The following is a 25,707-nucleotide window of genomic DNA, read 5'->3' on the forward strand; positions in this document are numbered from 1 at the left end:
CACCACCCGGCGGGGTGAGAGGATCGGGGCGGGACGGCCCGAGGGAGGAGGCGGGAGATGTCGGTGGAGATCACCTGGTGGGGGCATGCCACCGCGACCGTGCGGGACTCCGGTGTGCGGGTGCTGACCGACCCCCTCTTCGTACGGCGGCTGGCCCATCTGCGGCGCCGCCGGGGAGCCGTGCCACCGGCCGCCGCCGCGGTGGCTGACGTGGCGCTGGTCTCGCATCTGCACGCCGACCATCTGCACCTCGGCTCGCTGGCCAAGCTGCCGCCCGGCACCCGGCTGCTGGTGCCGCGCGGGGCCGGGCGGGCGGTGCCCGGGCTGCGGCGGGTGGTCGCGGCGCGGGGGCTGCGGGTGACGGAGATGGCGCCGGGGGACGTGTGCGCGGTCGGCGAGGTGCGGATCCGGGCGGTACCGGCCGCGCACGACGGGCGGCGGCTGCCGTACGGGCCGAGCCGGGTGCCCGCGCTGGGGTACGTGCTGAGCGGCGAGTCGACCACGTACTTCGCGGGCGACACCGGGCTGTTCGACGGGATGGCGGAGGCGGTGGGCGCCTGCGATGTGGCGCTGCTTCCGGTGGGCGGCTGGGGCCCGTACCTCGGCCCCGGCCATCTCGACGCGGGCCGCGCGGCGCAGGCGCTGGCGCGGCTGGGGGCGCGCTGCGCGGTCCCGGTGCACTACGGGACGTACTGGCCGATCGGGATGGACGCGATCCGTCCGCATGAATTCCACGCCCCGGGCGACGACTTCGTACGCCACGCCGGGCAGCTCGCCCCCGACGCGGTGGTGCACCGGCTGGTGCACGGGGAGAGCGTGCGGCTGGAGCCCGCCAGGTGATGGGGGATCTGGCGGACCTGGCGGATCTGGCGGATCTGGCGGATCTGGCGCGGAGCGTGCCGTCCGAGTCGACGCAGCAGGCGGTGGGGTACCCCTCGCTGTTCCTGCTGGTGGTGTTCGGGTCGCTGGTGCCGGTGGTGCCCACCGGGGCGGTGGTCTCATCGGCGGCGGTGGTGGCCATCCACCAGACCGCTCCCCCGCTGTCGCTGCTGGTGGTCTTCGGGGTGGCCTCGCTGGCGGCCTTCTCCGGCGATGTGATGCTGTACTGGCTCGGGCGGCGCGGGGTGCGCTCGAAGAACGGCTCGCGGTGGCTGGAGCGGATCCACGACCACGCGGCGCCGGAGCGGCTGGACCAGGCGCAGGCGCGGCTGGACGAGCACGGGGTGGCGGTTCTGGTGCTGTCCCGGCTGGTCCCGGCGGGGCGGATACCGGTGATGCTGGCCTGCCTGCTGGCGCGCTGGCCGCTGCGGAGGTTCGCCCGGGGCGCCGGGCCCGCGGCGCTGGCCTGGGCGGTGACGTATCAGCTGATCGGGATCCTGGGCGGCTCGCTCTTCCCCGAGCCGTGGGAGGGCGTGGCGGCGGCCGTCGTTTTGACGGTCGTGATCAGCACGACGCCCGCGGTGTGGCGCCGCGTACGCCGCCGTACGGCGGAGGACGCCCGGAGCGAGGCTGCGGGCTGACGCCCCGCCACCCCGGACCGGGCCCGAACGGCCCGGCCCGCTCCGGCAGCGTCCCTGCCGTACCGGCCCGCCCGGGAGAGCTTTCCCCTCCCCGCCCCTTCCCGATACCAGGGGCTCCGCCCCTGGACCCCGGACCGGGGCTTCGCCCCAGACCCCGAGGTCCGGGACGGAGCCCCGCCACGCGGCGGAGCCGCATACCCATGCCGCGGGGAGGGGCGGACCCCCGCTCCGGGGCCCCGGCCCGGGACCGGGGCCGGACCTCCGGCCCGAGGTCTGAGGCAGCGCCCCGGTTCGGGGCCGGGGGCAGCGCCCCAGTTTCGGGGTCTGGGGCGGAGCCCCTGGTATCGGGAAGGGGCGGGGAGGGGAAAGGCCCGCCGTAGGCAGCACGGTCCGCTGGAGGTCCGGGGGCGGCCGGGGAAGTGGCGCCCGGCGTGGGGCGTCAGGGGGCCAGCCGCAGAACCTCTCGCAGCGCACGCGTCATCGCGGCCTCCGGGTCGGGGACCGAGCGCTCCGCCCGCCAGGCGACGAAGCCGTCGGGGCGGACCAGGACCGCGCCGTCGGGGGCGGTGCCGTGGAGTTCGGCCCAGTCCGTGCCCGGTTCGGGGGCGAGTTCGTGGTCCGGTCCTTCGCCCACCCGGTAGCAGTCCAGCGGTACGCCGAGGGCGTCGGCGACGCGGCGGCCCGCCTCGTGCCAGGCGGCGCCGCCCGGCCCGGTGAGCAGCACACAGGTGCGCTCGTACAGATCGAGGGTGGACAGCCGCACCCCGCAGCGGTGCACCCACATATGGGGTGCGCGGCTGCCGGGCTCGGCCGAGACCGTGAAGTGGTCGGGCACCGCGGGCGCGGAGGGGTCGGCGCCCGCGACCGCGCCCCGTACGTAGCGGTAGCCCATGGCGACGGCCATGACATTGGACTGCGGGCCCCGGTCCTCGGTGGCCGGTGCCGAGTAGCCGGGGTGGCTGTGCTCGGCCGAACGGGCGGCCGCGCGGGCGCTGGTGGCCTGGGCGACCGGCCGCCGCTCCATGCCGTAGGTCTCCAGCAGCGCGGGGCCCGCCCAGCCGCCCATGACGGCGGCGAGCTTCCACGCCAGGTTGTGGGCGTCCTGGATACCGGTGTTGGAGCCGAAGGCGCCGGTGGGCGACATCTCGTGGGCGGAGTCCCCGGCGAGGAAGACCCGGCCGTCGGAGTAGTGGTCCGCCACCCGCTCGGCCGCGTGCCAGGGCGCCTTTCCGGTGATCTCGACCTCCAGGTCGGGCATGCCGACGGCGGTACGGATGTGCTGGGCGCAGCGCTCGTCGTCGAACGCCTCCAGCGGTTCGCCGCGCTCGGGGTGCCAGGGGGCGTGGAAGACCCAGCTCTCCTGGTTGTCCACGGGCAGCAGCGCCCCGTCGGCCTCGGGGTTGGTGAGGTAGCAGGCGATGAAGTGGCGGTCCCCGACCGCGTCCGCGAGCCGCTTGGCGCGGAAGGTGATGGACACGTTGTGGAACAGCTCACCGCGTCCGCTCTGCCCGATGCCAAGGGCCTCGCGGACCGGGCTGCGGGGTCCGTCGGCGGCGATGAGGTAGTCGGCGCGGACCGTGGAGCGCCGCTCGGACCTGCGGTCCAGGAGGGTGGCGGTGACCCCGTCCGCGTCCTGCTCGAAGGAGATCAGCTCGGTGGAGAACCGCAGATCGCCACCGAGCTCCTGGGCCGCGTTCAGCAGTACCGGCTCCAGGTCGTTCTGGCTGCACAGACACCATCCGGCAGGGCTGATCCGGGCGGCCTTGCCACCCGGGTCCATCTCCCGGAAGAGCCAGTGGCCCTCCGTACCGGTGAGGGACGGGGTCTGGAGGATTCCGTGGTTGTCGGCCAGGACGGACGCGGCCTCGCGGATCGCGGACTCCACCCCGGCGGTGCGGAACAGTTCCATCGTCCGGATGTTGTTCCCCCGTCCGCGCGGGTGGTGCGAGGTGCGCGGGTGTTTCTCGACCAGTAGATGACCGATCCCCAGTCGGCCCAGGAACAGTGAGGCGGACAGGCCCACCAGGGAGCCGCCCGCGATGAGGACGGGCACACGCTCAGCATTGTCGGCAAGACGGTTCATTGTGCTGCTATGCCCGGTGTTTCCGGGCCGCTCCGGGGCGCTGACCAGGCGTTCGCTCGGATGGCTCACATATCTCGCGCCATTGGTGGGAGCACTCCACGATCGTCTAACGGGCGGGTGTCCTCGATGCCCGGAAGGACGCGTCCGCGAAACAAGGAGTGGAATATGAGCACCCTGTCCGACGTCCCGGAGACCACGGTGAACCAGTCGCCGACGACCGTGGAATCCGCTCTCACCGACACCAGATTGCGCGTCGTGTTGCTGGTGCAGGTCAACAGCGGTGCCGAGCAGCGCTTTCTGCGTGCCTACGATCAGCTGTCCCAGCAGGTGGCCGCGGTGCCCGGGCACATCAGCGACCAGCTGTGCCAGTCGATCGAGAACCCCTCGCAGTGGCTGATCACCAGCGAATGGGAAAGCGCCCCTCCGTTCCTCGCCTGGGTGGACTCCCCCGCGCACCGGGAGATGGTCAAGCCCTTCCACGGCTGTGTCGAGGACACCCGCTCGCTGCGGTTCAGCATCCTGCGGGAGACCCTGACCGCCGGGTCCGCGCCGGTCGACGTCACCACCCGGGGCGTCGACGCCGCGCTGCGGGTCGGCGACGGGCTGGTCCGGCAGGCGCTCACCTTCACCGTGCAGCCCGGCAGCGAGGACGCCGTCGCCAAGATCCTCGCCGATTACGCCTCGCCCCAGGCCCGGGTCGACGAGACCACCCGGCTCTCCCGCACCTCGGTGTTCATGAGCGGCAACCGGGTGGTGCGGGCCGTGGAGGTCAAGGGCGATCTGACCGCGGCGCTGCGCTTCGTGGCCCGGCAGCCGGAGATCAGGGCCGCCGAGGAGGCCCTCAATCCGTATCTGGAGGAGGACCGCAACCTCGACGACCCCAGCTCGGCACGGGAGTTCTTCGCCCGCGCCTCGCTGCCGGTGGTCCACCACATGACGGCCGGCGGGCCGCGCCCCACCCAGGGCGTCCACCGGCACGCCCTGCTCTACCCGGTCAAGACCGGCTGCGGCCCGGCGGTGGCCAGTCTGCTGGCCCGGCAGGACGAGCTCGCGGTGAACAAGGAGATGGCCGCCGAGCAGACCGCCAAGACCCTGCTGAGCAGCACGATCTTCCAGCGTGACGACATCGTGGTGCGGCTGGTGGACCTGGCCGTGCCGCTGGACCGGAACCCCGCCATGGCGGCCGGTGTGAGCGGCCGGCGGGCCGCCGCCGTGCTGGGCCGCCTGCTGGACCTCGGGGCGGACGGTGCGGTGATCGACCTGTCCATGGACGACGGGCAGCGCCGCTTCCTCGCCGACTGCGACATGACCCCGGTCACCGACCGCAAGTCGGCCGACCACTGACGACGTCTCTCCCCCTTCGCACCTTCCCACCCCCCGTGGCGCGGACCGCGCAACGCTACCTGGAGGAACTCATCATGACCACGCAGTCCCCTCTCGTCGTCGACCTCGCCGCGGTCGCCCCCAACCGCCGGCGCGGTGGCGATGTGCGCGCCATGCTCACACCGCCTCTGGTGGGCGCCACGAGCGGCTTCATGGGGATGGCCATCGTGGGGCCCGGTGAACGGGTCGCCGAGCACTACCACCCGTACTCCGAGGAGTTCGTGTACGTCGTCAGCGGCGACATGGAGGTCGACCTGGACGGCGAGCCGCATCCGCTCCACCCCGACCAGGCGATCCTGATCCCCATCAACATGCGGCACCGGTTCCGCAACGTGGGGAGCACCGAGGCCCGGATGGTCTTCCACCTCGGGCCCCTGGCTCCGCGCCCCGAGCTCGGTCATGTGGACACGGAGGCCGCCGAACCCGCCGAGGCGACGTCGTGACCCGACGGGTGGTGGTCACCGGGCTCGGTGTCGTCGCCCCCGGGGGTGTGGGCGTCCCGGCGTTCTGGGACATGCTCACCGCGGGCCGTACGGCCACCCGGAACATCACGCTCTTCGACGCGGAGCGGTTCCGCTCCCGGATCGCCGCCGAATGCGACTTCGACCCGCTGGCCCACGGTCTGAGCTTCGAGCAGATCGAACGCTCCGACCGCTATGTGCAGTTCGCGCTGGTGGCGGCCCAGGAGGCGGTACGGGACTCCGGTCTCGACCTCCAGGCGCTCAACCCCTGGCGGATAGGGGTTTCGCTGGGCAGCGCCGTCGCCGCGTCCACCCGGCTGGAGCAGGACTACGTCAAGGTGAGCGACGCCGGTGAGCACTGGGCCGTGGACCACCGCAAGGCGGGTCCGCACCTTCAGCACGCGTTCTCGCCGAGCGCGCTGTCCTCCGGGGTGGCGGAGCTGACCGGGGCGCAGGGCCCGGTGCAGTCCGTCTCCACCGGCTGCACCTCCGGTCTGGACGCGATCGGCTACGCCTTCCAGGCGATCGAGGAGCGACGGGCCGATGTGTGCATCGCCGGGGCCGCGGACTCGCCGATCACCCCGCTGACCGTGTCCTGCTTCGACTCGATCAAGGCCACCTCGGCGAACAACGACAACGCGGCCACCGCGTCCCGGCCGTTCGACGCCCACCGGGACGGCTTCGTCCTCGGCGAGGGCGCCGCCGTGCTGGTCCTGGAGGAGCTGGAGCACGCCCGGGCCCGGGGGGCGCGGGTCTACTGCGAGTTCCGGGGGTTCGCCACCTATGGCAACGCCTACCACATGACCGGTCTGACCCGTGAGGGTCTGGAGATGTCCGAGGCGATCGACCACGCACTCGGCCACGCCCGCGTCAACAGCTCCGAGGTCGACTACGTCAACGCGCACGGCTCGGGCACCAAGCAGAACGACCGGCATGAGACGGCGGCCGTGAAGCGGTCCCTCGGCGAGCACGCGTACAAGACCCCGATGAGCTCGATCAAGTCCATGGTGGGCCATTCCCTGGGGGCGATCGGCGCCATCGAGGTGGTCGCCTGCGCCATGGCCCTCGCCCATGGCGTGGTGCCGCCGACGGCCAACTACGAGACCCCCGACCCCGAATGCGACCTCGACTATGTCCCGCGCACCGCCCGCGCCCTCCCGCTGCGCCATGTGCTGTCGGTCGGCAGCGGGTTCGGCGGCTTCCAGTCCGCGGTGGTGCTGAGCCGGGCGGACGGGAGTGCGGCATGACATCGGCGAAGAACACCCGGAACCGGGGCGCGGCCGTCACCGGCCTCGGTGTGATCGCCCCGGGCGGAGTGGGCACCGACGCCTTCTGGAAGGCCACCCGGGAGGGGATCACCTCCCTGGACCGGATCTCCCGCGAGGGCAGTGAGCACTTCCCGGTGCGGATCGGCGGCCAGGTCCGCGGCTTCGATCCGGGCTCGATGATCGAGGAGCGGTTCCTCGTCCAGACCGACCGCTTCACCCACTTCGCGATGGCCTCGGCCGACCTCGCGCTGGACGACGCCAAGCTCCCGGTGGACGACATGTCGCCGTTCGCCGTGGGCGTGGTGACCGCCGCCGGTTCCGGGGGCGGTGAGTTCGGCCAGCGCGAGCTCCAGCAGCTGTACGGCAAAGGGCCGCGCTATGTGGGCCCGTACCAGTCCATCGCCTGGTTCTACGCGGCCAGCACCGGCCAGATCTCCATCCGCGGCGGGTTCAAGGGCCCCTGCGGGGTGGTGGCGAACGACGAGGCCGGCGGTCTGGACGCGCTGGCGCACGCCCGCCGGTCCATCCGGCGGGGGGCGGACGCGGTGGTGGCGGGCGCCTCCGACGCGTCGCTGGCGCCGTACTCCATCGTCTGCATGCTCGGGTGGGACGAGCTCAGCCGGGCCCGCGACGCCGGCCGGGCCTATCTGCCGTTCACCGAGGACGCCTGCGGATTCGCGCCCGGGGAGGGCGGGGCGATGCTGGTCGTGGAGGAGGAGGGGGCCGCACGGCGCCGCGGGGTGCGGATCCGGGGCTTCATCGCCGGCTACGGCTCGACCTTCACCGGGCCGTCCCGGTGGGAGCGGTCCCGGGAGGGGCTCGCCCAGGCCATCCGCGTGGCCCTGGAGGACGCGGAGTGCGCGCCGGAGGAGATCGACGTGGTCTTCGCCGACGCGCTCGGGGTGCCCGAGGCGGACCGCGCCGAGGCGCTGGCGATCGCCGACGCCCTCGGGCCGCATGGCACCCGGGTCCCGGTGACCGCGCCGAAGACCGGCTTCGGCCGGGTGCACTGCGCGGCTCCCACGCTGGACGTGGCGGCCGCGCTGCTCGCCATGGAGCACCGCGTGGTGCCCCCGACCCCGTACGTCACCGACGTCTGCCATGACCTCGACCTCGTCACCCGCAGCTCCCGCCCCGCCGAGCCGCGGACGGCGCTGGTGCTCAGCCGAGGACTCATGGGTTGCAACGCGGCGCTCGTGCTCCGCGGACCAGAAGGAGATTACTGATGTCCAGTCAACTGTCCTATGGCGAACTGGCCACGCTGATGAAGCGGTGCGCCGGACTCACCGTCGACCCGGACATGATGCGGACCCGGCCGGACTCCACCTTCGAGGAGTACGGCCTGGACTCGCTCGGTCTGCTCGCCATCGTCGGCGAGCTGGAGAACCGGTACGGCACCCCGATCGAACCGGGGGCCGAGAGCTGCAAGACCCCCGGTGACTTCCTCGACGTCATCAACACCTCACTTACCTCAGGAGCATGAAGATGGCAGGCCACACCGACAACGAGGTCATGATCAAGGCGCCGTTCGACCTCGTCTGGAACATGACCAACGACCTGGAGAACTGGCCGCAGCTGTTCAGCGAGTACGCCTCGGTCGAGGTGCTCCAGCGGACCGGGGACACCACCACCTTCCGTCTGACCATGCACCCCGACGAGGACGGCAAGGTCTGGTCCTGGGTCTCCGAGCGGGAGACGGCCCGCGATGTGCGCACGGTCTGGGCGCGCCGCGTGGAGCCCGGCCCCTTCGCCTACATGAACATCCGCTGGGAGTACGAGGAGGAGTCCGAGGGCACCCGCATGCGCTGGACCCAGGACTTCGAGATGCGGCCCGACGCGCCGGTCGACGACCCCACGATGACGGACCACATCAACCGCAACTCCCGTATCCAGATGGATCTGATCCGGGACAAGATCGAGCAGCGGGCCAGGGAGACGGTGGGCGCATGACCATGTACCGCACCATGATCGTCGCCAAGATGCAGCGCGACGCGGCACCGCAGGTCGCCAAGATCTTCGCGGACTCCGACCGCGGCGAACTGCCCAAGTTGATCGGCGTCACCGGCCGCAGCCTCTTCCAGTTCGGCGATGTGTATCTGCATTTGATCGAGGCGGAGCGGCCGCCGGCCACGGAGGTCACCAAGTACTCCAAGCACCCGGAGTTCCGTGACGTCAGCGCGCGCCTCCAGCCGTATATGCAGGCGTACGACCCGGAGACCTGGCGCGAGCCCAAGGACGCCATGGCCCATGAGTTCTACCGCTGGGACCGGGACCAGGGCTAGCGCACGCATCGCGCCGCACGGGGCCGCCGACGGAGTTCGTCTCCCGGCGGCCCTTTTCGTATGCCGTCATTCGGAGAAAATCTCACACTACTGGGCTCATCGGAATGATGTCTGCCGAAAAGGTGAAAGGGCATCAGCTCATTCGCGCGGCAAATGAGTGATCATTGCGCTTATCTCCACCCAGAGGGCTTACAACCAAGCAGATCGCAGGCCGTGCCGAGTGGCAGGGGAAGCCCTCTTCGCTGACGGTGGACAAGACGCCGCTGCGATCCCTTTATCTGGCAAATAGTCAGTATCGCGACGGCGCCGGAAGGAATGGCTCATGCGATCTACTCGCGCACTCTTCACCGGGGCGGCGATTGCCGCCACCCTGACCCTTGGCGCCCCCGCCGCCGCGTTCGCCGCCGACGTCTCGGACCCGGGCGGTCACGGCGGGTACTCGAGCAGCCAGGAGTCCTCCGAGGACGGCTACGGCCAGGGCGGCAGCTCCTGGAAGGACAAGGACAAGGAAGAAGACCCCAGCAAGGAAGAGGAGCACGGCAAGGAGGACCCGGGCAAGGACGAGCACGACTGGTCCGGCCGCGGCAAGGAGGAGCACGACTGGTCCCACGGCAAGGAAGACCCCAGCAAGGACGAGCACGAGTGGTCCGGTAAGAAGGACGACCACGAGTGGTCCGGCAAGAAGGACGACCACGACTGGTCCGGTGGCTCCTGGAAGGACCACGAGAAGGGCGAGAAGCCGCGCGGTGGCGTCCACACCGGTGGTGGCGGCATGGCCACCACGGGCAGTGGCATGGCCGCCGGCTCGGTCCTGCTCCTCGGTGGCCTCGGCGCCGGCGCCTACGCCCTGCGTCGCCGCAAGCCGACCGGCACCGCGATCTGAGCCTGACTCTTCGCATTCAGTGCTGCCGTGGCACCTCCGCCGAGCGGTGGTGCCACGGCAGTTCCACGAGCGCTGTGAGAAAAGCGGCCGTGAGAAAGGCGCCTCGAGTTGAGGCGCCATGAGACAAGGCGCTGTAAGAAAGGCGAACACCCCTATGGGAAAGCCGGCCAAGCAGGGCGCTGCCGATGGCAACACCCGCATTCTCCGCTGGGCCGCCGCGTCGGCCATCATCGGCGTATTCCTCATCTACAACTCCGTGGACGCCGCCTCCCAGAACACCCCGTCGGCCCGGCCCGCGGCGAGCGCCCCCGCGTCCATCTCCGAACCGGAGAGCGACACCTCCAACGAGGACGCGTACGCGGATTCCCCGGAGTCGACGACCGCCCCCGAGTCCCGTCCAGGACCGGCACTGCCGCGCTCCCCCGCCTCCCATCTGGACATCCCCTCGATCGGCGTGAGCGCGCCCTTCACCCCGCTGTCGCTGGACGCCGCGGGCGTGCTGGTCCCGCCCCCGGACACCGACCAGAACTTGGTGGGCTGGTACGAGGGCGGCCCCTCGCCCGGTGAGCGCGGCAACGCCATCGTGGCCGGGCATGTGGACACCAAGATCGGCCCGGCGGTGTTCTACACCCTCGGCCAGCTCAAGCCGAAGAGCAAGGTGGCCATCACCCGCGAGGACGGGATCGTGGCGACCTTCGTGGTCGACAAGGTCAAGACGTTCAAGAAGAACGCCTTCCCGGACAAGCAGGTCTACGGGGACACCCCCAACGCCCAGCTGCGGCTGATCACCTGCGGCGGGGCCTATGACCACACGGCCAAGGACTACACGGCCAATGTGGTGGTGTTCGCGCACCTCTCCTCGTACCGGTACAGCTGACGCACCCACAAGGCTCCGCCCCTGGACCTGGGGTCCAGGGGCGGAGCCCTGCCATGCGGCGGAGCCGCATATCGGTGCTAGCGGCGGGCCTTGGTGGGCACCGTGGAGTCGAAGGCGTGGAGGGCGCCGTTGACGGGCCGGATGTCGGTCACGTTCAGACCGGCCTCGGTCATCCGCGCCACCATGCTCTCCTCGGTGTGCTTCCGGCCGCCCACATTGAGCAGCAGGAACAGGTCCATCGCCGTGGTGAAGGAGGACAGGCTGTTGTCGACGAGGTTCTCGATCACGACCACCCTGGCGCCGGGCCGCGCCGCCGCGACCACGTTGGCGAGCGTCCGGCGGGTGCTCTCGTCGTTCCATTCGAGGATGTTCTTGATGATGTAGAGGTCGGCCTCGACGGGGACCTCGCGGCGGCAGTCGCCGGGCACGAGCGTGGCCCGCGAGGCCAGCGCCCCGCCGTCCCGCAGCCGCGGATCGGCGTGCGCCACCACCTGCGGCAGGTCCAGCAGCGCGCCGTGCAGCGCCGGGTGCCTCTCCAGCAGGCTGGCCAGCACATGCCCCTGGCCGCCGCCGATGTCCACCACTTCCTTGACCCCGTCGAGGTCGAGGAAGGCGGCCACGTCGGTGGCGGACTGCCGGCTGGAGGTGGTCATCGCGGCGTCGAACACCCGGGCCGACTCGGGCGCGTCCTCATGGAGATAGGCGAAGAAGTCCTTGCCGTAGATCTCGTTGACGACACAGCCGCCGGTGCGCACCGCCCGGTCCAGCAGCGGCCACGCCTCCCAGGTCCAGGGCTCGGTGCACCACAGGGCGATGTTGCGCAGGCTGCCCGGGGTGTCCTCGCGCAGCAGCCGGGACATCTCGGTGTGCCGGAAGCGGCCGTCCTCGGTCTCGGCGAAGATCTGACAGCAGGCCAGGGAGCGCAGCAGTCGGCGCAGCGGGTCGGGTTCGACGTCCACGGCGGAGGCCAGCTCGCCGATGGAGGCGGGCCGGTCGCCCAGCGCGTCGGCGATCCGCAGCCGGACCGCGGCGCGCACCGAGGCCGCCCGGGCGGCGCCGAAGACGATTTCGCGCAGCCGCATGGGCGGCGGGAGCGCGGCCGGCGGGGGCTGTGCCCCGTCGGCTCTGGTGGTGTCCACAGTGGTCATCTCGCCGCCTCTCAGCACCGGCCCGTGGGCGCGGACAGCTCACAGACGTTGTCGGTGAAGGTGTTGTCGGGGCCCTTGTCCCGGTCGGCGAGGTCGGCGGGCTTGTTGCCGCTCATCACGTTCCGGCTGATGGCGTTCTTGGCGTTGGGGGCGCCGACGACGCTGGTGTAGAGCACGATTCCGCCGGACATGGGCGAGGTGCCGACGTTGTCGTTCACCTGGTTGCCCGTCACCCGGGCGCCCTCGGCGCCGGTGAGCACGATGCCGGCGCCCTGGATGAAGGGGAGCCGGTCGGTGGCCGCACAGTAGGCGTTGTTCTCGTAGACGGAGTTGTGGCGGACGTTCAGGTCCCCGGCGCGCGGGGTCGACTCGTCGCCGACGATGAACACCCCGGCGCAGTTGGCGGTGATGGTGTTCCCCTCGACCGAGAGGTCGCGCAGCCGGCGGACCACGACACCGGTCCGGTTGCCGCTGAGCCGGTTCCCGGCCACCAGGGTGCCCAGGGCGTCGGTGGCGCCGCCCTCGGCGTCGATGGTGTTGGCCAGGAAGACGCCGGACTGCTTGTTGTCGCGGGAGACGTTGTCGACGAAGGTGCCGCGGGTGGACATCTCCTGGCCCATGCCCTGCTGGCCGTTGGCCTCGGTGGTGGTGTTCCGTACGGTCATCCGGTCGGTGCCGGAGCCCCAGATGCCGTTCTTGGCGAAGCCGGTGACCTTCAGTGAGGCGATGCGGACATCCGAGACGGGGTCTTCGGCCGTCCCGGTGACGCAGATGCCGTGACCGGCCTCGCCGCAGGCGTTGGCCGACGGCTTCTCGGCCGGGGAGAGCACGGTGGACTCGCCCGCGCCGACCAGGGTCAGCCGGTCGGTGGTGATCTGGATGTTCTCCCGGTAGGTGCCGGGCCGGATCTCGATGGTGTCGCCGGGCTCGGCGGCGTCCACGGCGGCCTGGATGGACTGGCCGGGCTGGACCACATGGCGGGTCGCGGCCTGGTCGACGGGGGCGGCGTGGGCTCCGGGGAGCTGGGCGAGTTCGATGACGAGGACGGCCGTGAGGCCGGCCAGGTGGCGAAGTTTAGGTGTGCGCATGAAAAGGAAGTTAGGTGCGCTCCGCACCACTCGCCACTTATGTTCCACTCGTCACTTATGCCCCGGATTAGCCCACTTGGCTGCCTTGCGGTCCGGCCTATTCGAGCACGCGGGATGCCCCGACCGGCAGATCCCACAGCTCCTCGCGCGGCCGCCCGGTGGCCTCCCAGGCCGCGCGGATCCGGCGCAGCGGCTCCAGGGGCGGCTCGGCCGCGAGCAGGAAGGTGGACCAGTGCATGGGCGCCAGCACCCGTGCCCCCAGGTCCAGATGCGCCTGTACGGCCTCCTCCGGATCGGTGTGCACCCCGGCCAGCATCCAGCGCGGCTCGTACGCGCCGATGGGCAGCAGCGCGATATCGATGCCCGGGTAGCGGCGGCCGATCTGCCGGAACCAGTGGCCGTAGCCGGTGTCCCCGGCGAAGTACACCCGCTGTCCGTCGGGCGCGGTGATGACCCAGCCGCCCCACAGTGAGCGGCAGGTGTCGGTGAGGGTGCGCTTGCTCCAGTGGTGGGACGGGACGAAGTCGAAGCGGACCGGGCCGTCCTCGCCGGGCAGTTCGGCCGCCTCCCACCAGTCCAGCTCGGTCACCCGGGTGAATCCGCGCACCCGGAACCAGCGGGCGAGCCCCGCGGGCACGAAGACCGGCGTCGCCTTCGGCAGCCGTTTGACCGTGGGCGCGTCCAGGTGGTCGTAGTGGTTGTGGCTGATGACGACCGCGTCCACGGGCGGCAGGTCCTCCCAGCGGACCCCGACCGGAGTGACCCGGGCCGGAGTGCCCAGGATCCTGCGGGCCCACACCGGGTCGGTGAGCACGGTGAGCCCTCCGGTCCGCACCACCCAACTGGCGTGCCCGGCCCAGGTGAGCGCGGTCCGGCCGGGGCCGGTGAGCGGCAGCGGCCCCGGTTCGAAGGGCAGCTCGGGGATCTGGCGGAGCGACTCCACGGGCGGTCTGAGCCGTCCCTCCCGGGCCAGCCGGGCCAGCGCCCGCACCCCCGGCAGCGGGGAGGTGAGCCGGTCGGCGAACGACGGCGGCCACCTGCGGATCTCACCCGGCGGACGCGGGGCGCCGGGCTCGGGGGCGGCCGGTTCGGCGCCGGGCGGTTCGGGGACGCCCGGCTGGGCACCGCCCGGCTCGGGGCCGGTCGGCTCGAGGGCGGCTCGCTCGGGGGCGCCCGGTTCGAGGGCACCCGGCTCGGGAGCGCCCGGCTCGGGGCCGGCCGGGGCCAGCCGGGGCCGGGCGGCGGCGCCGGGCCGGGCGCGGCGCCGCCCGGCCGGTTCCGTCGGCTCCGCCGGTTCCGCCTGCTCGGCGTGGTCGGTCATGGCCTGGCTCCCTTCCGTATCTGGGCCGTTCCCGGGCCGGCCCCTCGGTGCCGACGGGCCATGGAGGTCCATGGCCGGGGTCCGGGGCGGCTCAGGTCACTGGACTGCTTTCGATCAGGTCGCGGAAGGCCGCCTCGAAGGCGCCCAACGCCGTGGCCACATGGGGCAGTTCCAGCGGATCCGACGTCCGGAGCGCCCGGAGCCGCGACTCCTCCGCCGCGCCGAGCAGCGGCAGAGTCGCCAGCCGCAGCCGCAGGGTGTGCGGGGGGTCGCCGAAGCGGTGGCCCCCGGCCACGCTCCGGCCGATCCGCCGCACCAGCGCACGCTCCAGCTCCACCGAGTCGGTGATGCCACGGGCGGCGAGCACCCCGCGCAGCTCGTCCAGATCGGCGTAGAGGTGCCGGCCGACCTGCGGCGGGCGGGCCAGCGCCCCGAGGGCGGTCAGCGCGCGGTAGGCGGCCGCGGCCACGGCCCCGTGCGCCCGGGCGGCGGCGGCCATCCGGTCCCGTACCGGCTCGGGCTCGTCCAGGGCGTACGCGGCGGCCGCCGCGATGGGCGCGGGCAGCCCGGAGCGTACGGCGGTGAGCAGGGACAGCACCCGGCCGCGCAGCTCCGCCCCGCGCTCGGTGGCCGGGAACCGGGCGATCGCGGCGGGCCAGCCCCCCGGGGTGAAGGCGCCCGCCAGATCGGAGAGCACGATCACGTTCTCGGGGGACATCTCGGCGGGGCTGAGCAGCACCGTGCCCTGCGGATGGTGGACGGTGTCCCGCCAGGTCTCGTCGCTGACGATCAGCAGCCCCTCGGCCACGGCCGCCTCGCACACCTCGTGCAGCAGCTCGGGCGGGGCCACGGTGCCGGTCGGGTCGTCGGCCGCCGACAGCAGCAGGACCCGGGGCACCCCGCCCTCGGCCCGGATCCTGCGGACGATCTCCAGCAGCGCGAACGGATCGGGCAGCCCACCGCATTCGGCCGGGACGGGCGCGTGGTGGGCGCGCCGGTCCACCAGCCGCACCAGCGGCGCGTACCAGGCGGCGCAGGGGCGCGGCAGCAGCACATCGCCGCCGGGGGCCGAGGCGAGCAGCGCCAGCAGCAGCGGCTCGGCGCCGGGGGCGACCACGACATGCTCCGGGTCGGTCCACAGCCCGCGCCGCGACCAGTAGCCGCAGGCCGCCGAGCGCAGCCCGGCCGAGCCGCCGACCGGCTCCGGCGCGGTGTGGCCGGCCGCCGCGACGAAGCTGTCGAGCAGCTCCGGGAGGACCGGCAGTCCGCCGTCGTCCCGGTCCGCCGGTGCCGGGGCGGTCCACTGCCGCTGCATTCCGTCCACACCTCCGCCCGTGTCCGGCGGGTCACCGCCCACGTATGTCCACCTTCGCAGATCTCCGGCCCCGTTTCGCGGAAGGGGCCCGGGGGACCCGGGCGCCATGACAGCGACGCCGGAACAACACGATGTGGTGACCCTGCTCACCGCGGACCACCACGCGGTACGCGACCTCTTCGAGGGGTACCGCACCACCACCGACCCGGAGCTGCGGCGGCAGCTGGTCGACCGGATCACGGTGGCGGTGGTGCGGCACTCCGTGACCGAGGAGGCCCATCTGTACCCCACGGTCCGCAAGGCGCTGCCGAACGGCGACCGGATCGCCGACGAGGAGATCGAGGAGCTGACCGAGGCCGAGCGGATCCTGTCCGACCTGGACGCCGTGGACCCCCGGGACCGGCGGTTCGACCCGCTGGTCCGGGAGCTGATGGAGGTGGTGTCCATGCATATCCGCGGCGAGGAGGACCTGGTCTTCCCCGAGCTGCGGGAGCGGCTCACCCCCGAGGAGCGGATGGCGCTGGGTCTGCGGGTCGGCGAGGCGGCGGCCGCGGTGCAAGGGGTGCCCCCGGTCAGCCCGGAAGGTCCCGGTCCTGGCCGGACGCTGGCCGACCGGGTCCGGGAGCAGCTGACCGGCCGAACTCGATGAGGTTCCGCTCCAGGCCGCGGCCGCGGGTGCGCACCACGGTCCCGGCGAGCTCGGCCAGCTTGCGGTTGGTCTGCTGGGAGAACCTGCGCAGCAGGTCGAACGCCTGGTCCGGGTCGCAGCCCAGGACGTACATGACGATGCCGCACGCCTGGTCCACCACCGGCCGGCTGCGCAGCGCCGTGTCCAGCTGGTCGACCTGGACCAGGGCGGCGCGGTAGAGCCGGTCGCGGGCCAGGCTCTCGGTGGCCAGGTCGCCGAGCAGCCCGGTGGTGCCCTGGGCGGCCTTCCGCAGCGGCCCCGGGCGCAGCCCGTAGACCGAGACGGTCACGGTGAGCCCGTCGTAGACGAAGGGCAGGGCGGCGGAGGACCGGATGCCCGCGTCCAGCGCCCGGGCTCGGTAGCGCGGCCAGCGGTCGTCGTGGAGCAGATCGTCGGCGCCCGCCGGGCGGCCGGTGTCGAGCGCCGAGATGATCGGGCCCTCCCACGCACTCAGCTGAACCGACACCAGCGGAGGGAGATCGGGGTGGGTTGCCACCGTGGTCCGGTCGGCGTCCGCGGCACCGGAGGGCTCCTCGGCGAGCACGGCGGTGGCGGTGGCCCCGCAGCTCTGCGGCGTTCCCGCGGCGGCCTGCTCCGCCAGTTCGACCAAGCCGCGTCCGAGGGACGGTGCGTCGGTCTGGCGGGCCGCGCGGATGTGCGTACGGTCGGGCATCGCTGAATCCGGTCCTTTCGCTCCGGTGCGATGTGCTGTCCGGCCCCGTTTCCTTCGGGGGCCTGATTTTTCGGGTCTCCAGATCATTGAGTTGAAAACAACGCCCATGCGGTACTCCGCGGTCGGTCAGGCTACGGTGTGGCCATGCCAGGCGCAGAGCAGTTTGGTGCGGAGCTCTCAGACTTCCGCAAAAGGGTTGAGGAGTTGCGGACCGCGCGAGCGCTGCCCCCGCAGGAGCGGCCGTCCCTGCTGGACGCCGCTCTCTTCGAACTCCAGCATGTGGTGGACGTGCTGTGGCCACGGTACGAGGAGCTGACGGCCGCCTCGTCCCGGGGCTCCGGCGGGGGCCGGGGCGACCCGCAGGAGCAGCAGCTGCTGCGGGCGCTGTTCCAGCGGCTGCCGATCGCCACGGTGCTGCTGGACCGAGACGCCGTGGTGCGGCGTATGAACTTCACCGCCACCCAGCTGTTCCACACCCGGGCCGGATACGCCACCGGTCGCCCGCTCACCGCCGCGCTGCGACGCGACGGGCAGGCGGCGCTGCGTTCGCAGGTCGCCGCCGTCGCGCGCGGCGAGGGCGACCGCAGTCTGACGGTGTGGCTTTCGCAGCCGCCCGTCCACGGTGAGGTGCGGGTGACCCTGGCCGCGCTGCGGCCACCGGGCGAGCCGCATCCGGCGGTGCTTGCGGCGTTCCAGCCCGGGGTGGCCGGCCCGTCGGCGGGCGAGGGGGCGGCCGGGGCGTGGCCGCAGGAGTCCCGGCCGGATCTGGGCGAGGTGTCCCGCCATGCCGAGCTGCTGGACCTGGTGGACGACATGACGGCGGCGCTGCTGAGGGTGGCGCCCGCCGGGGGTGGTCCGGAGGCGGTGCTGGCGGCGGCCTCGGAGGTGCTGCACGGCCGGTTCGCCGACTGGGTGATCGCCGATCTGGCCCCGGAGGCCGGTCCCCGCTCGCCGCGCCGGGTGATGGCGCTCGGCCCGCGGGAGGCGGTGGGCGACCGTACGGCGTCCCTGGCCGAGCAGGATCCGGCCGACTGCCCCCTGGTGGTGGACGCGCTGTACGAGGGGGCCTCCGCGCTGCGGGTGAGCCCGGTCGAGGCCGACGCCTTCGGCCGGGACGCGACGGGCGCTCCGGTGCTGGTGCGGGAGGAGGTCACCTCGCTGCTGTGCATACCGCTGCGCGCCGGTGCGGGCCCGGTCCTGGGGGCGCTCACGCTCTTCCGCACGGGCGGGCGCGGTGCCTTCGAGATGGCGGAGGCGGGCGTGGCGGACCGGATCGCCCGCCATGTCGCCCTGGCCATGTCGCGCACGGCCGAGCGCGCCCCGTCCCCCGGGGCGTGAGACACCCGCGGCCCCGGCTCGGGCGGCGCCGGAGTCTGCCTGCGCTCAGGCCGCACCGGGGTCTGCCCGCGCTCAGGCCGCACCGGGGTCTGCCCGCCTGCCCAGCCGGGCGCAGGTGGCGCTGAGGGCTCGGTCGAGCCGAGGGTGTCCATCAGGCCGAAGCCGCCGTCCGCGCCGCGGGATGTGCTCGTACGGACGTCATACGCCGTACCTCCCTTGAGCTGTCGTCGGTCTCACCACGGAGGCAAAACCGGACGAAAAGGGTGATCCGGTGGTCACGCCTCTGGCGGCCGGGCCGCTTCCGTGGCGTGCCTCCGGTCCGAAGCACTTAAGGCGCGTGCCCGTCCCCAAGCCGGATCAAACGAGGTTTTCTTCCCCGGGCCCCGGTTACCCGTCGCATCCGCAGGAATCCGCGCTCGAGGAGGGCCCCATGACCGAGTACGGCTACTTCCTGGCCGCCGAAGAACACGGGCCCGCGGACCTTGTCGAGCAGGCACGGATGGCGGAGCAGGCCGGTTTCAGCCATTTGTGGATCTCGGACCACTACCACCCCTGGAACGACGCCCAGGGCCAGAGCTCGTTCGTCTGGTCGGTGATCGGCGCCCTCGCGCAGGCCACCAGCCTGCCCGTGCAGACCGCGGTGACCTGCCCCACCATCCGTATCCACCCCGCCATCGTGGCCCAGGCCGCCGCGACCAGCGCGGTGCTGCTGGAGGGCCGCTTCCGGCTGGGCGTGGGCAGCGGCGAGGCGCTGAACGAGCATGTGCTGGGCGACCGCTGGCCGCCCGCGCCGATCCGGCTGGAGATGCTGGAGGAGGCCGTGATGGTGATGCGCCAGCTGTTCGAGGGGCGCCGCGTCACCCATCACGGCAAGCACTACACGGTGGAGAACGCCCGGCTGTACACCGTGCCCGAGGAGCCGGTGCCCATCGACATCGCGGCCTTCGGATCGGCCGCCGCCGCGCTGGCCGGACGGGTCGGCGACGGCTTCATCACCATGACCCCGGACGCGGAGCTGGTGGCGCGGTTCCGGCGCGGCAGCGGCGCCGGGGGCAACAGCAAACCGGCCCGCGGCGGCCTGAAGGTGGCTTACGGCCCGGATCCCGACGAGGCCCTGCGCACCGCCCACCGGCTGTGGCCGACCGAGGGGCTGCCCGGCGAGGTGCTGTCGACGCTGACCACCCCGGGCCAGTTCGAGCAGGCCGCCCAGCTCGTCACCCCCGAGCGCATCGCCGACGTGGTGGTCTGCGGGGATGACGTGGAGGCGCATGTGGCCGCGCTGAACGCCTACGCGGAGGCCGGGTTCGACACCGTCTACGTCAATCAGATCGGCCCCGACCAGCGCGGCTTCTTCGACTTCTACCGCACCAAGGTGCTGCCGCAGGTGGCCGGTCGAGAGTGATCGCCGGGAAGGGCGATCGCCGAGAGGAGCGATGACCCACATGACCAGGAAAGTGGCCGACTACATCCTCGCCCGACTGTCGGAGTGGGGTGTCGAGCATGTGTTCGGCTACCCGGGGGACGGAATCAACGGCCTGCTCGCCGCATGGGGGCGGGCCGAGAACGAGCCCCGGTTCATCCAGGCCCGGCACGAGGAGATGGCCGCGTTCCAGGCGGTCGGCTACGCCAAGTTCAGCGGCCGCCTCGGCGTCTGCGCGGCGACCTCGGGACCCGGCGCGATCCACCTGCTGAACGGGTTGTACGACGCCAAGCTGGACCACGTCCCGGTGGTGGCGCTGGTCGGCCAGACCCACCGCAGCGCGATGGGCGGCTCGTACCAGCAGGAGGTGGATCTGCACAGCCTCTTCAAGGACGTGGCCTCCGACTTCCTGGAGACGGTCACCGTCCCCGAGCAGCTGCCCAACGTCCTGGACCGGGCCATCCGCACCGCCTACGCCCGCCGCGCCCCCACCGCCGTGATCATCCCGGCGGATGTGCAGGACCTCGACTACTCCGCGCCCACCCACGAGTTCAAGATGGTGCCCTCCAGCCTGGACCGCAGCGGCTGGTCCGCGGTGCCCTCCAACAGCGCGGTGGAGCGGGCCGCGGAGGTGCTCAACGCGGGCGAGCGGGTGGCGATCCTGATCGGCCAGGGCGCGGCCGGGGCCCGCAAGGAGGTCCAGCGGGCGGCCGAGACCCTCGGCGCCGGGGTGGCCAAGGCGCTGCTCGGCCTGGATGCGCTCAGCGATGAACTGCCCTATGTCACCGGGTCCACCGGGCTGCTGGGCACCCGGCCCTCGTACGAGCTGATGCGGGACTGCGACACCCTGCTGACCATCGGCTCCAGCTTTCCGTACAGCCAGTTCCTGCCGGAGTTCGGCAAGGCACGCGGGGTCCAGATCGATCTCGATCCGCACATGATCGGGATGCGCTATCCGTACGAGGTCAACCTGGTCGGTGACGCGCGCGAGACCCTGCTGCGGCTGCTGCCGCTGCTGGAGCGCAAGGAGGCGCGGGACTGGCAGGAGGAGATCGTGGCGGGCGTACGGCGCTGGCGCGAAGTGATGACCTCCCGCGCGGAGGTGTCCGCCGACCCGATCAACCCCGAGTACGTGGCCCACTGCCTGGACCCGCTGCTGCCCTCCGACACCATCGTCACCTGCGACTCCGGCTCCGTCGCCAACTGGTACGCGCGCCATCTGCGGATGCGCGGCGAGATGCGCGGCTCGCTTTCGGGCACGCTGGCCACGATGGGCTGCGGGGTGCCGTACGCGATCGGCGCCAAGTTCGCCCGTCCGGACCGGCCGGCGGTGGCGCTGGTCGGGGACGGCGCGATGCAGATGAACGGCCTGGCGGAGCTGATCACGGTGGCCAAGTACCGCCAGTTGTGGGAGGACCCCCGGCTGGTGATCGCCATCTGGAACAACCAGGACCTCAACCAGGTCACCTGGGAGATGCGGGCCATGGGCGGGGCGCCGCAGTTCCCGCCGTCGCAGGCGATCCCCGATGTCTCCTACGCGCGGTTCGCCGAGTCGCTCGGCATGACCGGCATCCGGGTGGAGAAGCCCGAGCAGGTCGAGGGGGCGTGGCGCGAGGCGCTGAGCGCGGACGGCCCGGCGGTCGTGGAGTTCCTCACCGACCCGGACGTCCCCCCGATCCCGCCGCACGCCACCTGGGAGCAGATGGAGGCCACGGCCGAGTCGATCATCAAGGGCGACCCGGACCGCGCGGGCATGGTCCGCCAGGGCCTGAAGGCGAAGGTGCAGGAGTTCCTGCCGCACCGGAAGAAGACGTCGGACGACGCCTGACGTCACCCGATGTTCCCGTTTCGACCCCGTCCGCGCTGGCTACCCGCCGCACCGGACGGATGCGGAACCCGGACCTGAAGAGACCGGAAGGACGTGAGCAGCAATGAAGGTCGCCTTTCTCGTGGCCCCGGAAGGTGTGGAACAGGTCGAGCTGACCGACCCCTGGCAGGCGGTCCGGGATGCCGGGGGCACCCCTCGTCTGGTGTCCACCAAGCCCGGCCGCATCCAGGCGTTCAACCATCTCGACAAGGCGGACACCTTCGAGGTCGACCAGGTCGTGAAGGACGCGACGGCCGAGGAGTACGACGCCCTGGTGCTGCCCGGCGGGGTGGCCAACCCCGACTTCCTGCGCCTGGACGAGGCGGCCGTCGCCTTCGCCAGGGGCTTCTTCGACGCGGGCAAGCCGGTGGCCGCGATCTGCCACGCCCCCTGGACGCTGGTGGAGGCCGATGTCGTACGCGGCCGCACCCTGACCTCCTGGCCGAGTCTGCGCACCGACATCACCAACGCCGGCGGAACCTGGGTGGACGAGCAGGTCAAGGTCTGCACCGGCGGGCCCAACACCCTGATCACCAGCCGTAAGCCGGATGATCTCAAGGCGTTCCGCGAGGCGTTCCTGGAGGAGTTCGCGAAGACGACGAAGGGATCGGCACGATGACGGAGGACCGCAAGGAGCGGCAGCGCGACATGTACCGCGCGCCCGACCCCGCCGAAGGGCCGCTGACCACCGACCAGGGCGTGGCCGTCGACCACACCGACGACTCCCTCACCGTGGGCGAACGCGGCCCGACCCTGATGGAGGACTTCCACTTCCGCGAGAAGCTGACCCATTTCGACCATGAGCGCATCCCGGAACGGGTGGTGCACGCGCGGGGCGCGGGCGCGTACGGCTACTTCGAGCCGTACGAGTCCTGCGCGGAGTTCACCCGTGCCGCCTTCCTCCAGGATCCGTCCGTGCGCACCCCGGTCTTCGTACGGTTCTCCACCGTGCAGGGGCCCCGGGGCTCGGCGGACACGGTGCGGGACGTGCGGGGCTTCGCGACGAAGTTCTACACCTCGGAGGGCAACTACGACCTGGTCGGCAACAACATGCCGGTCTTCTTCATCCAGGACGGGATCAAGTTCCCCGACTTCGTGCACGCGCTCAAGCCGGAGCCGCAGAACGAGATCCCGACCGGCGCCTCCGCCCATGACACCCTGTGGGACTTCGTCTCGCTCCAGCCCGAGACCATGCACATGATGATGTGGCTGATGTCGGACCGGGCGATTCCGCGCAGCTACCGGATGATGCAGGGCTTCGGGGTGCACACCTTCCGCTTCGTGGACGCCCAGGGCCGCGGCACCTTTGTGAAGTTCCACTGGAAGCCGAAGCTGGGCGTCCACTCGCTGGTGTGGGACGAGGCGCAGGAGTGCCAGGGCCGCGACCCGGACTTCAACCGGCGCGATCTGTGGGAGGCGATCGAGGCGGGTCAGTACCCCGAGTACGAGCTGGGGGTGCAGCTGATCCCGGAGGAGGACGAGTTCAACTTCGATGTCGATCTGCTCGACGCCACGAAGATCATTCCGGAGGAGCAGGTGCCGGTGCGGCCGATCGGCCACATGGTCCTGAACCGCAACCCGGACAACTTCTTCGCGGAGACCGAGCAGGTGGCCTTCCACACCGCGAACGTGGTCCCCGGCATCGACTTCACCAATGACCCGCTGCTCCAGGCCCGCAACTTCTCGTATCTGGACACCCAGCTGATCCGGCTGGGCGGGCCCAACTTCTCGCAACTGCCGGTCAACCAGCCGGTCGCCCCGGCCCGGACCAACCAGCGGGACGGCTACCACCAGAGCATGATCCACAAGGGGACGAACTACTCCCCCAACTCGCTCGGCGGCGGCTGCCCGGCCCTCGCGGGAGCGGACGGCTATGCCTTCTCCCACTACGCGGAGCGGGTGGAGGGCCATAAGATCCGCAAGCGGAGCGAGTCCTTCAAGGACTTCTACAGCCAGGCCGCGCTGTTCTGGAACAGCATGAGCGACTGGGAGCGGCGCCATATCGTGGACGCCTTCCGCTTCGAGCTGGGCAAGGTCGGCGCGGTGCATGTGCGGGAGCGCACGGTCGAGCAGCTGGCCCGGGTCGACTACGACCTGGCCTCGCAGGTGGCCCAGGGCATCGGCGTGGCGCTGCCGGAACCGGGCGCCAACAACCACAAGCCGCAGGCCTCGCCCGCGCTGAGCCTCGACAACCTCCAGGGCGACGGCTCCATCCGCACCCGTCAGATCGCGGTACTGGTCATGGACGGCGTGGACACCGGCCAGCTCACCCAGGCCCAGGAGGCGCTCACCGCCCAGGGCGCCATCGTCGAGGCCCTCGCCCCGCACGACGGCAAGGTCCTCGGCGCCGACGGCAACGGCTACGCGGTGGACCGCGCCCTCCCCACGGTCGCCTCCGTCCTCTACGACGCGGTCCTCCTCCCCGGCGGCCCCACCGGCACCCCCGGCCTGGCCACCGACAGCGAGGCCATGCGCTTCGTCCGCGACGCCTACCGCCACGGCAAACCCATCGGCGCCCTGGGCTCCGGCGTCGGCATCCTCTCCTCCCTCGACCCGGAGGGCCTCCACATCGCCTCCGGCCACGGCCACGTCTGCACCGACCGCGGCGTCGTCACGGACGCCACGACGGGCACGGCGAGCGAGGAGTTCACCCAAGCCTTCACCGAGGCCATAGCCGCCCACCGCCACTGGGACCGGCCGCGGGTCCGCTGCTGAATTCCGCGGGGCGCGGTGGGCCGATACGCGGGTGCGGGTAGCGCTCGCGCGCCGGGGCCGCCGGGGTGGGGCCCGCCAGCCACGCATTCGGCCCACCCGGGCCCGGGGCGCGTCGGCGCGTCGGCGCGTCCCGCCCAAGCGCTCCACGGGAAGTGCCGCGAGGTGCGGTCGTTCATCCGCGGCTTCGTCGTGGCCGGTCGCGCCCACGCGGCGGAGCCGCACATCGACACAGCCCCGCGCCCCTTCGGGGCGCACCCTATCCAGCCCCTCCGGCGATTGAGGAGCGGGGTCCGGGGCGGAGCCCCGGCCCCGGCGGGGGACTGACTGCCTACGGCTCGCGGCCCAGCAGCGCCAGCAGCCGAGCCTGCGCATCCGCCCCCGCCGGCGGCTCAACCGGCGCCGCGAACAGCCCGCTCTCCTCCAAATCCGCCGCGTACGGCGCGACCTCCCGCACCGAAAAGTCCACCAGCGGCTTGGGAATGCGCTCATCCGCCCCAATGGCCCGGGCCAGATCCCACGCGTGCACCGCGGCGTCAGCCGTCATCTGCGCGCAGTAGTGCGTCGCGGGACTCTCCCCGTACGAGAGGTCGACCGTCCGGTCGAGCGCCCCCGGCTCGCGAAAGGCATCCCGCGCCGCGGCCGCCACCACGTCCCACGTGGCGACGGGGTCGTCACCGAGCAGATCGCCCTCCAGCGCATCGCCCTGGTCGCCGACGCTCGCCCCCTCCCGGACCAGCGGCGGCACCCACATCTGCTCGACGGCGAGATGGTTCACCAGGTCGCGTACGGTCCACTCGGTGCAGGGCGTCGGGTCGTCCCACTGATCGGGCCGAATCGCGTGCACCCGTTCGGTGAAGAGGTCCAGCGCCTCGGCGTGCCTGGTCAGCAGCGGATTCTCCGCCATGGGCGATCACCCCGGGTGAGGAGGATGAGGGGGTTGAGGAGGAGCCACGGGCCCCGAAGGGGCGGAAGGCGCAGAAGGCCCCGAAGGCGCAGAAGGGGCGGAAGGGGCCGGAGGGGCGGAAGGGGCCGGAGGCGTGCCGGGACGTCGCCCCACCCCCTGCCCCGCCGCCGCGTTCTTCAGCCACCCCGCCACCACCAACAACAGCGCGAAGACGACCAGCGCCGCCGCCCACCCCGGCAGCGCCAGCGCGAACAGCAGCACCAGGCACGCCGTCAGCGCACCCCCCGCATAGAGCGCGGCCGCCGCCGCGCCCCCGTAGAGGCGGACCGCGCGCCGCCCGGACTGCTCACGCAGCTCCCGGCGGACCTCTTCGCGGACGGCTCGTGCGACCGGCTCCGCCAGGTCCCCGGCCGAGGGTATGCCCGCCTTCGGATAGTCCGATTTATCAGTCATGCGCCGCCGGGTACCCGTAC

Annotated in this window: 25 protein-coding genes; 17 read left to right on the forward strand and 8 right to left on the reverse strand. The window is 72.2% G+C overall.

The window, feature by feature from the left end; all coding sequences use genetic code 11:
- Positions 1–57 precede the first annotated feature (57 nt).
- On the forward strand, positions 58–840 hold the full coding sequence (locus tag ACT2CW_RS38775; protein ID WP_445519994.1) for an MBL fold metallo-hydrolase: 783 nt from the start codon (positions 58–60) through the stop codon (positions 838–840).
- Entirely contained in the window at positions 840–1,520 is a 681-nt protein-coding gene (locus ACT2CW_RS38780) for a DedA family protein (protein ID WP_445519995.1), read from the forward strand. The genes ACT2CW_RS38775 and ACT2CW_RS38780 overlap by 1 nt, the downstream gene beginning before the upstream one ends.
- A gap of 439 nt (positions 1,521–1,959) precedes the next feature.
- Here ACT2CW_RS38780 and ACT2CW_RS38785 read toward each other — a convergent pair whose 3' ends face one another.
- Positions 1,960–3,603 (reverse strand): FAD-dependent oxidoreductase, encoded by a 1,644-nt coding sequence (locus ACT2CW_RS38785; RefSeq protein WP_445519996.1) that lies wholly within the window; start codon positions 3,601–3,603, stop codon positions 1,960–1,962.
- A gap of 165 nt (positions 3,604–3,768) precedes the next feature.
- On the opposite strand from ACT2CW_RS38785, the gene ACT2CW_RS38790 reads away from it, so the two are divergent.
- From ACT2CW_RS38790 to ACT2CW_RS38830, 9 genes are all read left to right on the forward strand, one after another.
- On the forward strand, positions 3,769–4,947 hold the full coding sequence (locus tag ACT2CW_RS38790; protein ID WP_164432156.1) for a SchA/CurD-like domain-containing protein: 1,179 nt from the start codon (positions 3,769–3,771) through the stop codon (positions 4,945–4,947).
- Between the two features lie 74 nt (positions 4,948–5,021).
- Positions 5,022–5,429 (forward strand): cupin domain-containing protein, encoded by a 408-nt coding sequence (locus ACT2CW_RS38795; RefSeq protein ID WP_138916867.1) that lies wholly within the window; start codon positions 5,022–5,024, stop codon positions 5,427–5,429.
- The gene (locus ACT2CW_RS38800) at positions 5,426–6,694 is read left to right on the forward strand and encodes a beta-ketoacyl-[acyl-carrier-protein] synthase family protein (protein WP_138916868.1); all 1,269 of its coding nucleotides are present in this window, start codon (positions 5,426–5,428) and stop codon (positions 6,692–6,694) included. The genes ACT2CW_RS38795 and ACT2CW_RS38800 overlap by 4 nt, the downstream gene beginning before the upstream one ends.
- Positions 6,691–7,941, forward strand: coding sequence for a ketosynthase chain-length factor (locus tag ACT2CW_RS38805; protein WP_445519997.1), 1,251 nt, complete (start codon positions 6,691–6,693; stop codon positions 7,939–7,941). Before ACT2CW_RS38800 ends, ACT2CW_RS38805 begins: the two co-directional genes overlap by 4 nt.
- Entirely contained in the window at positions 7,941–8,198 is a 258-nt protein-coding gene (locus ACT2CW_RS38810) for an acyl carrier protein (RefSeq protein WP_138916870.1), read from the forward strand. The genes ACT2CW_RS38805 and ACT2CW_RS38810 overlap by 1 nt, the downstream gene beginning before the upstream one ends.
- A 2-nt stretch (positions 8,199–8,200) precedes the next feature.
- Positions 8,201–8,665 carry an SRPBCC family protein gene (locus ACT2CW_RS38815; RefSeq protein WP_037962524.1) on the forward strand — a complete coding sequence of 155 codons (465 nt, stop codon included), beginning with the start codon at positions 8,201–8,203 and terminating at the stop codon, positions 8,663–8,665.
- A 2-nt stretch (positions 8,666–8,667) separates the two neighbouring features.
- Complete coding sequence (locus ACT2CW_RS38820) at positions 8,668–8,997, forward strand: TcmI family type II polyketide cyclase (protein WP_086881085.1); 330 nt, start codon at positions 8,668–8,670, stop codon at positions 8,995–8,997.
- Positions 8,998–9,319: 322 nt separating this feature from the next.
- On the forward strand, positions 9,320–9,880 hold the full coding sequence (locus ACT2CW_RS38825; protein ID WP_445519998.1) for a hypothetical protein: 561 nt from the start codon (positions 9,320–9,322) through the stop codon (positions 9,878–9,880).
- A 154-nt stretch (positions 9,881–10,034) separates the two neighbouring features.
- Positions 10,035–10,757 (forward strand): class F sortase, encoded by a 723-nt coding sequence (locus ACT2CW_RS38830; RefSeq protein ID WP_182473649.1) that lies wholly within the window; start codon positions 10,035–10,037, stop codon positions 10,755–10,757.
- 77 nt (positions 10,758–10,834) lie between these two features.
- Here ACT2CW_RS38830 and ACT2CW_RS38835 read toward each other — a convergent pair whose 3' ends face one another.
- The 4 genes from ACT2CW_RS38835 to ACT2CW_RS38850 form a co-directional block, all read right to left on the reverse strand.
- On the reverse strand, positions 10,835–11,905 hold the full coding sequence (locus ACT2CW_RS38835; protein WP_445519999.1) for a methyltransferase: 1,071 nt from the start codon (positions 11,903–11,905) through the stop codon (positions 10,835–10,837).
- Positions 11,906–11,916: 11 nt separating this feature from the next.
- Positions 11,917–12,993, reverse strand: a complete 1,077-nt coding sequence (locus ACT2CW_RS38840) for a right-handed parallel beta-helix repeat-containing protein (protein ID WP_164432144.1) — start codon at positions 12,991–12,993, stop codon at positions 11,917–11,919.
- A gap of 97 nt (positions 12,994–13,090) precedes the next feature.
- On the reverse strand, positions 13,091–14,314 hold the full coding sequence (locus ACT2CW_RS38845; protein WP_445520000.1) for an MBL fold metallo-hydrolase: 1,224 nt from the start codon (positions 14,312–14,314) through the stop codon (positions 13,091–13,093).
- Between the two features lie 91 nt (positions 14,315–14,405).
- On the reverse strand, positions 14,406–15,629 hold the full coding sequence (locus ACT2CW_RS38850; protein WP_445520047.1) for an aminotransferase class I/II-fold pyridoxal phosphate-dependent enzyme: 1,224 nt from the start codon (positions 15,627–15,629) through the stop codon (positions 14,406–14,408).
- Between the two features lie 106 nt (positions 15,630–15,735).
- Here ACT2CW_RS38850 and ACT2CW_RS38855 point away from each other — a divergent pair, with 106 nt between their 5' ends.
- On the forward strand, positions 15,736–16,278 hold the full coding sequence (locus ACT2CW_RS38855) for a hemerythrin domain-containing protein (RefSeq protein ID WP_445520001.1): 543 nt from the start codon (positions 15,736–15,738) through the stop codon (positions 16,276–16,278).
- Here ACT2CW_RS38855 and ACT2CW_RS38860 read toward each other — a convergent pair.
- Positions 16,202–16,990 (reverse strand): ANTAR domain-containing protein, encoded by a 789-nt coding sequence (locus tag ACT2CW_RS38860; protein ID WP_445520002.1) that lies wholly within the window; start codon positions 16,988–16,990, stop codon positions 16,202–16,204. The genes ACT2CW_RS38855 and ACT2CW_RS38860 overlap by 77 nt on opposite strands.
- Positions 16,991–17,134: 144 nt before the next feature.
- On the opposite strand from ACT2CW_RS38860, the gene ACT2CW_RS38865 reads away from it, so the two are divergent.
- From ACT2CW_RS38865 to ACT2CW_RS38885, 5 genes are all read left to right on the forward strand, one after another.
- Positions 17,135–18,328, forward strand: a complete 1,194-nt coding sequence (locus ACT2CW_RS38865) for a PAS domain-containing protein (protein WP_445520003.1) — start codon at positions 17,135–17,137, stop codon at positions 18,326–18,328.
- A 430-nt stretch (positions 18,329–18,758) separates the two neighbouring features.
- A complete protein-coding gene (locus ACT2CW_RS38870) occupies positions 18,759–19,730 on the forward strand; it encodes a TIGR03557 family F420-dependent LLM class oxidoreductase (protein ID WP_445520004.1) in 972 nt (323 codons plus the stop codon).
- 40 nt (positions 19,731–19,770) lie between these two features.
- Positions 19,771–21,576 carry a thiamine pyrophosphate-requiring protein gene (locus ACT2CW_RS38875; protein WP_445520005.1) on the forward strand — a complete coding sequence of 602 codons (1,806 nt, stop codon included), beginning with the start codon at positions 19,771–19,773 and terminating at the stop codon, positions 21,574–21,576.
- Positions 21,577–21,679: 103 nt separating this feature from the next.
- A complete protein-coding gene (locus tag ACT2CW_RS38880) occupies positions 21,680–22,234 on the forward strand; it encodes a type 1 glutamine amidotransferase domain-containing protein (RefSeq protein WP_445520006.1) in 555 nt (184 codons plus the stop codon).
- Positions 22,231–24,330, forward strand: coding sequence for a catalase (locus tag ACT2CW_RS38885; protein WP_445520007.1), 2,100 nt, complete (start codon positions 22,231–22,233; stop codon positions 24,328–24,330). The genes ACT2CW_RS38880 and ACT2CW_RS38885 overlap by 4 nt, the downstream gene beginning before the upstream one ends.
- A 328-nt stretch (positions 24,331–24,658) precedes the next feature.
- Here the strand turns inward: ACT2CW_RS38885 and ACT2CW_RS38890 are convergent, their stop codons facing one another.
- Positions 24,659–25,234 (reverse strand): TIGR03086 family metal-binding protein, encoded by a 576-nt coding sequence (locus tag ACT2CW_RS38890; RefSeq protein WP_182473640.1) that lies wholly within the window; start codon positions 25,232–25,234, stop codon positions 24,659–24,661.
- A gap of 6 nt (positions 25,235–25,240) precedes the next feature.
- A complete protein-coding gene (locus ACT2CW_RS38895; protein ID WP_445520008.1) occupies positions 25,241–25,687 on the reverse strand; it encodes a phage holin family protein in 447 nt (148 codons plus the stop codon).
- Positions 25,688–25,707: the final 20 nt, after the last annotated feature.

The organism is Streptomyces sp. NEAU-174, from assembly GCF_052665095.1.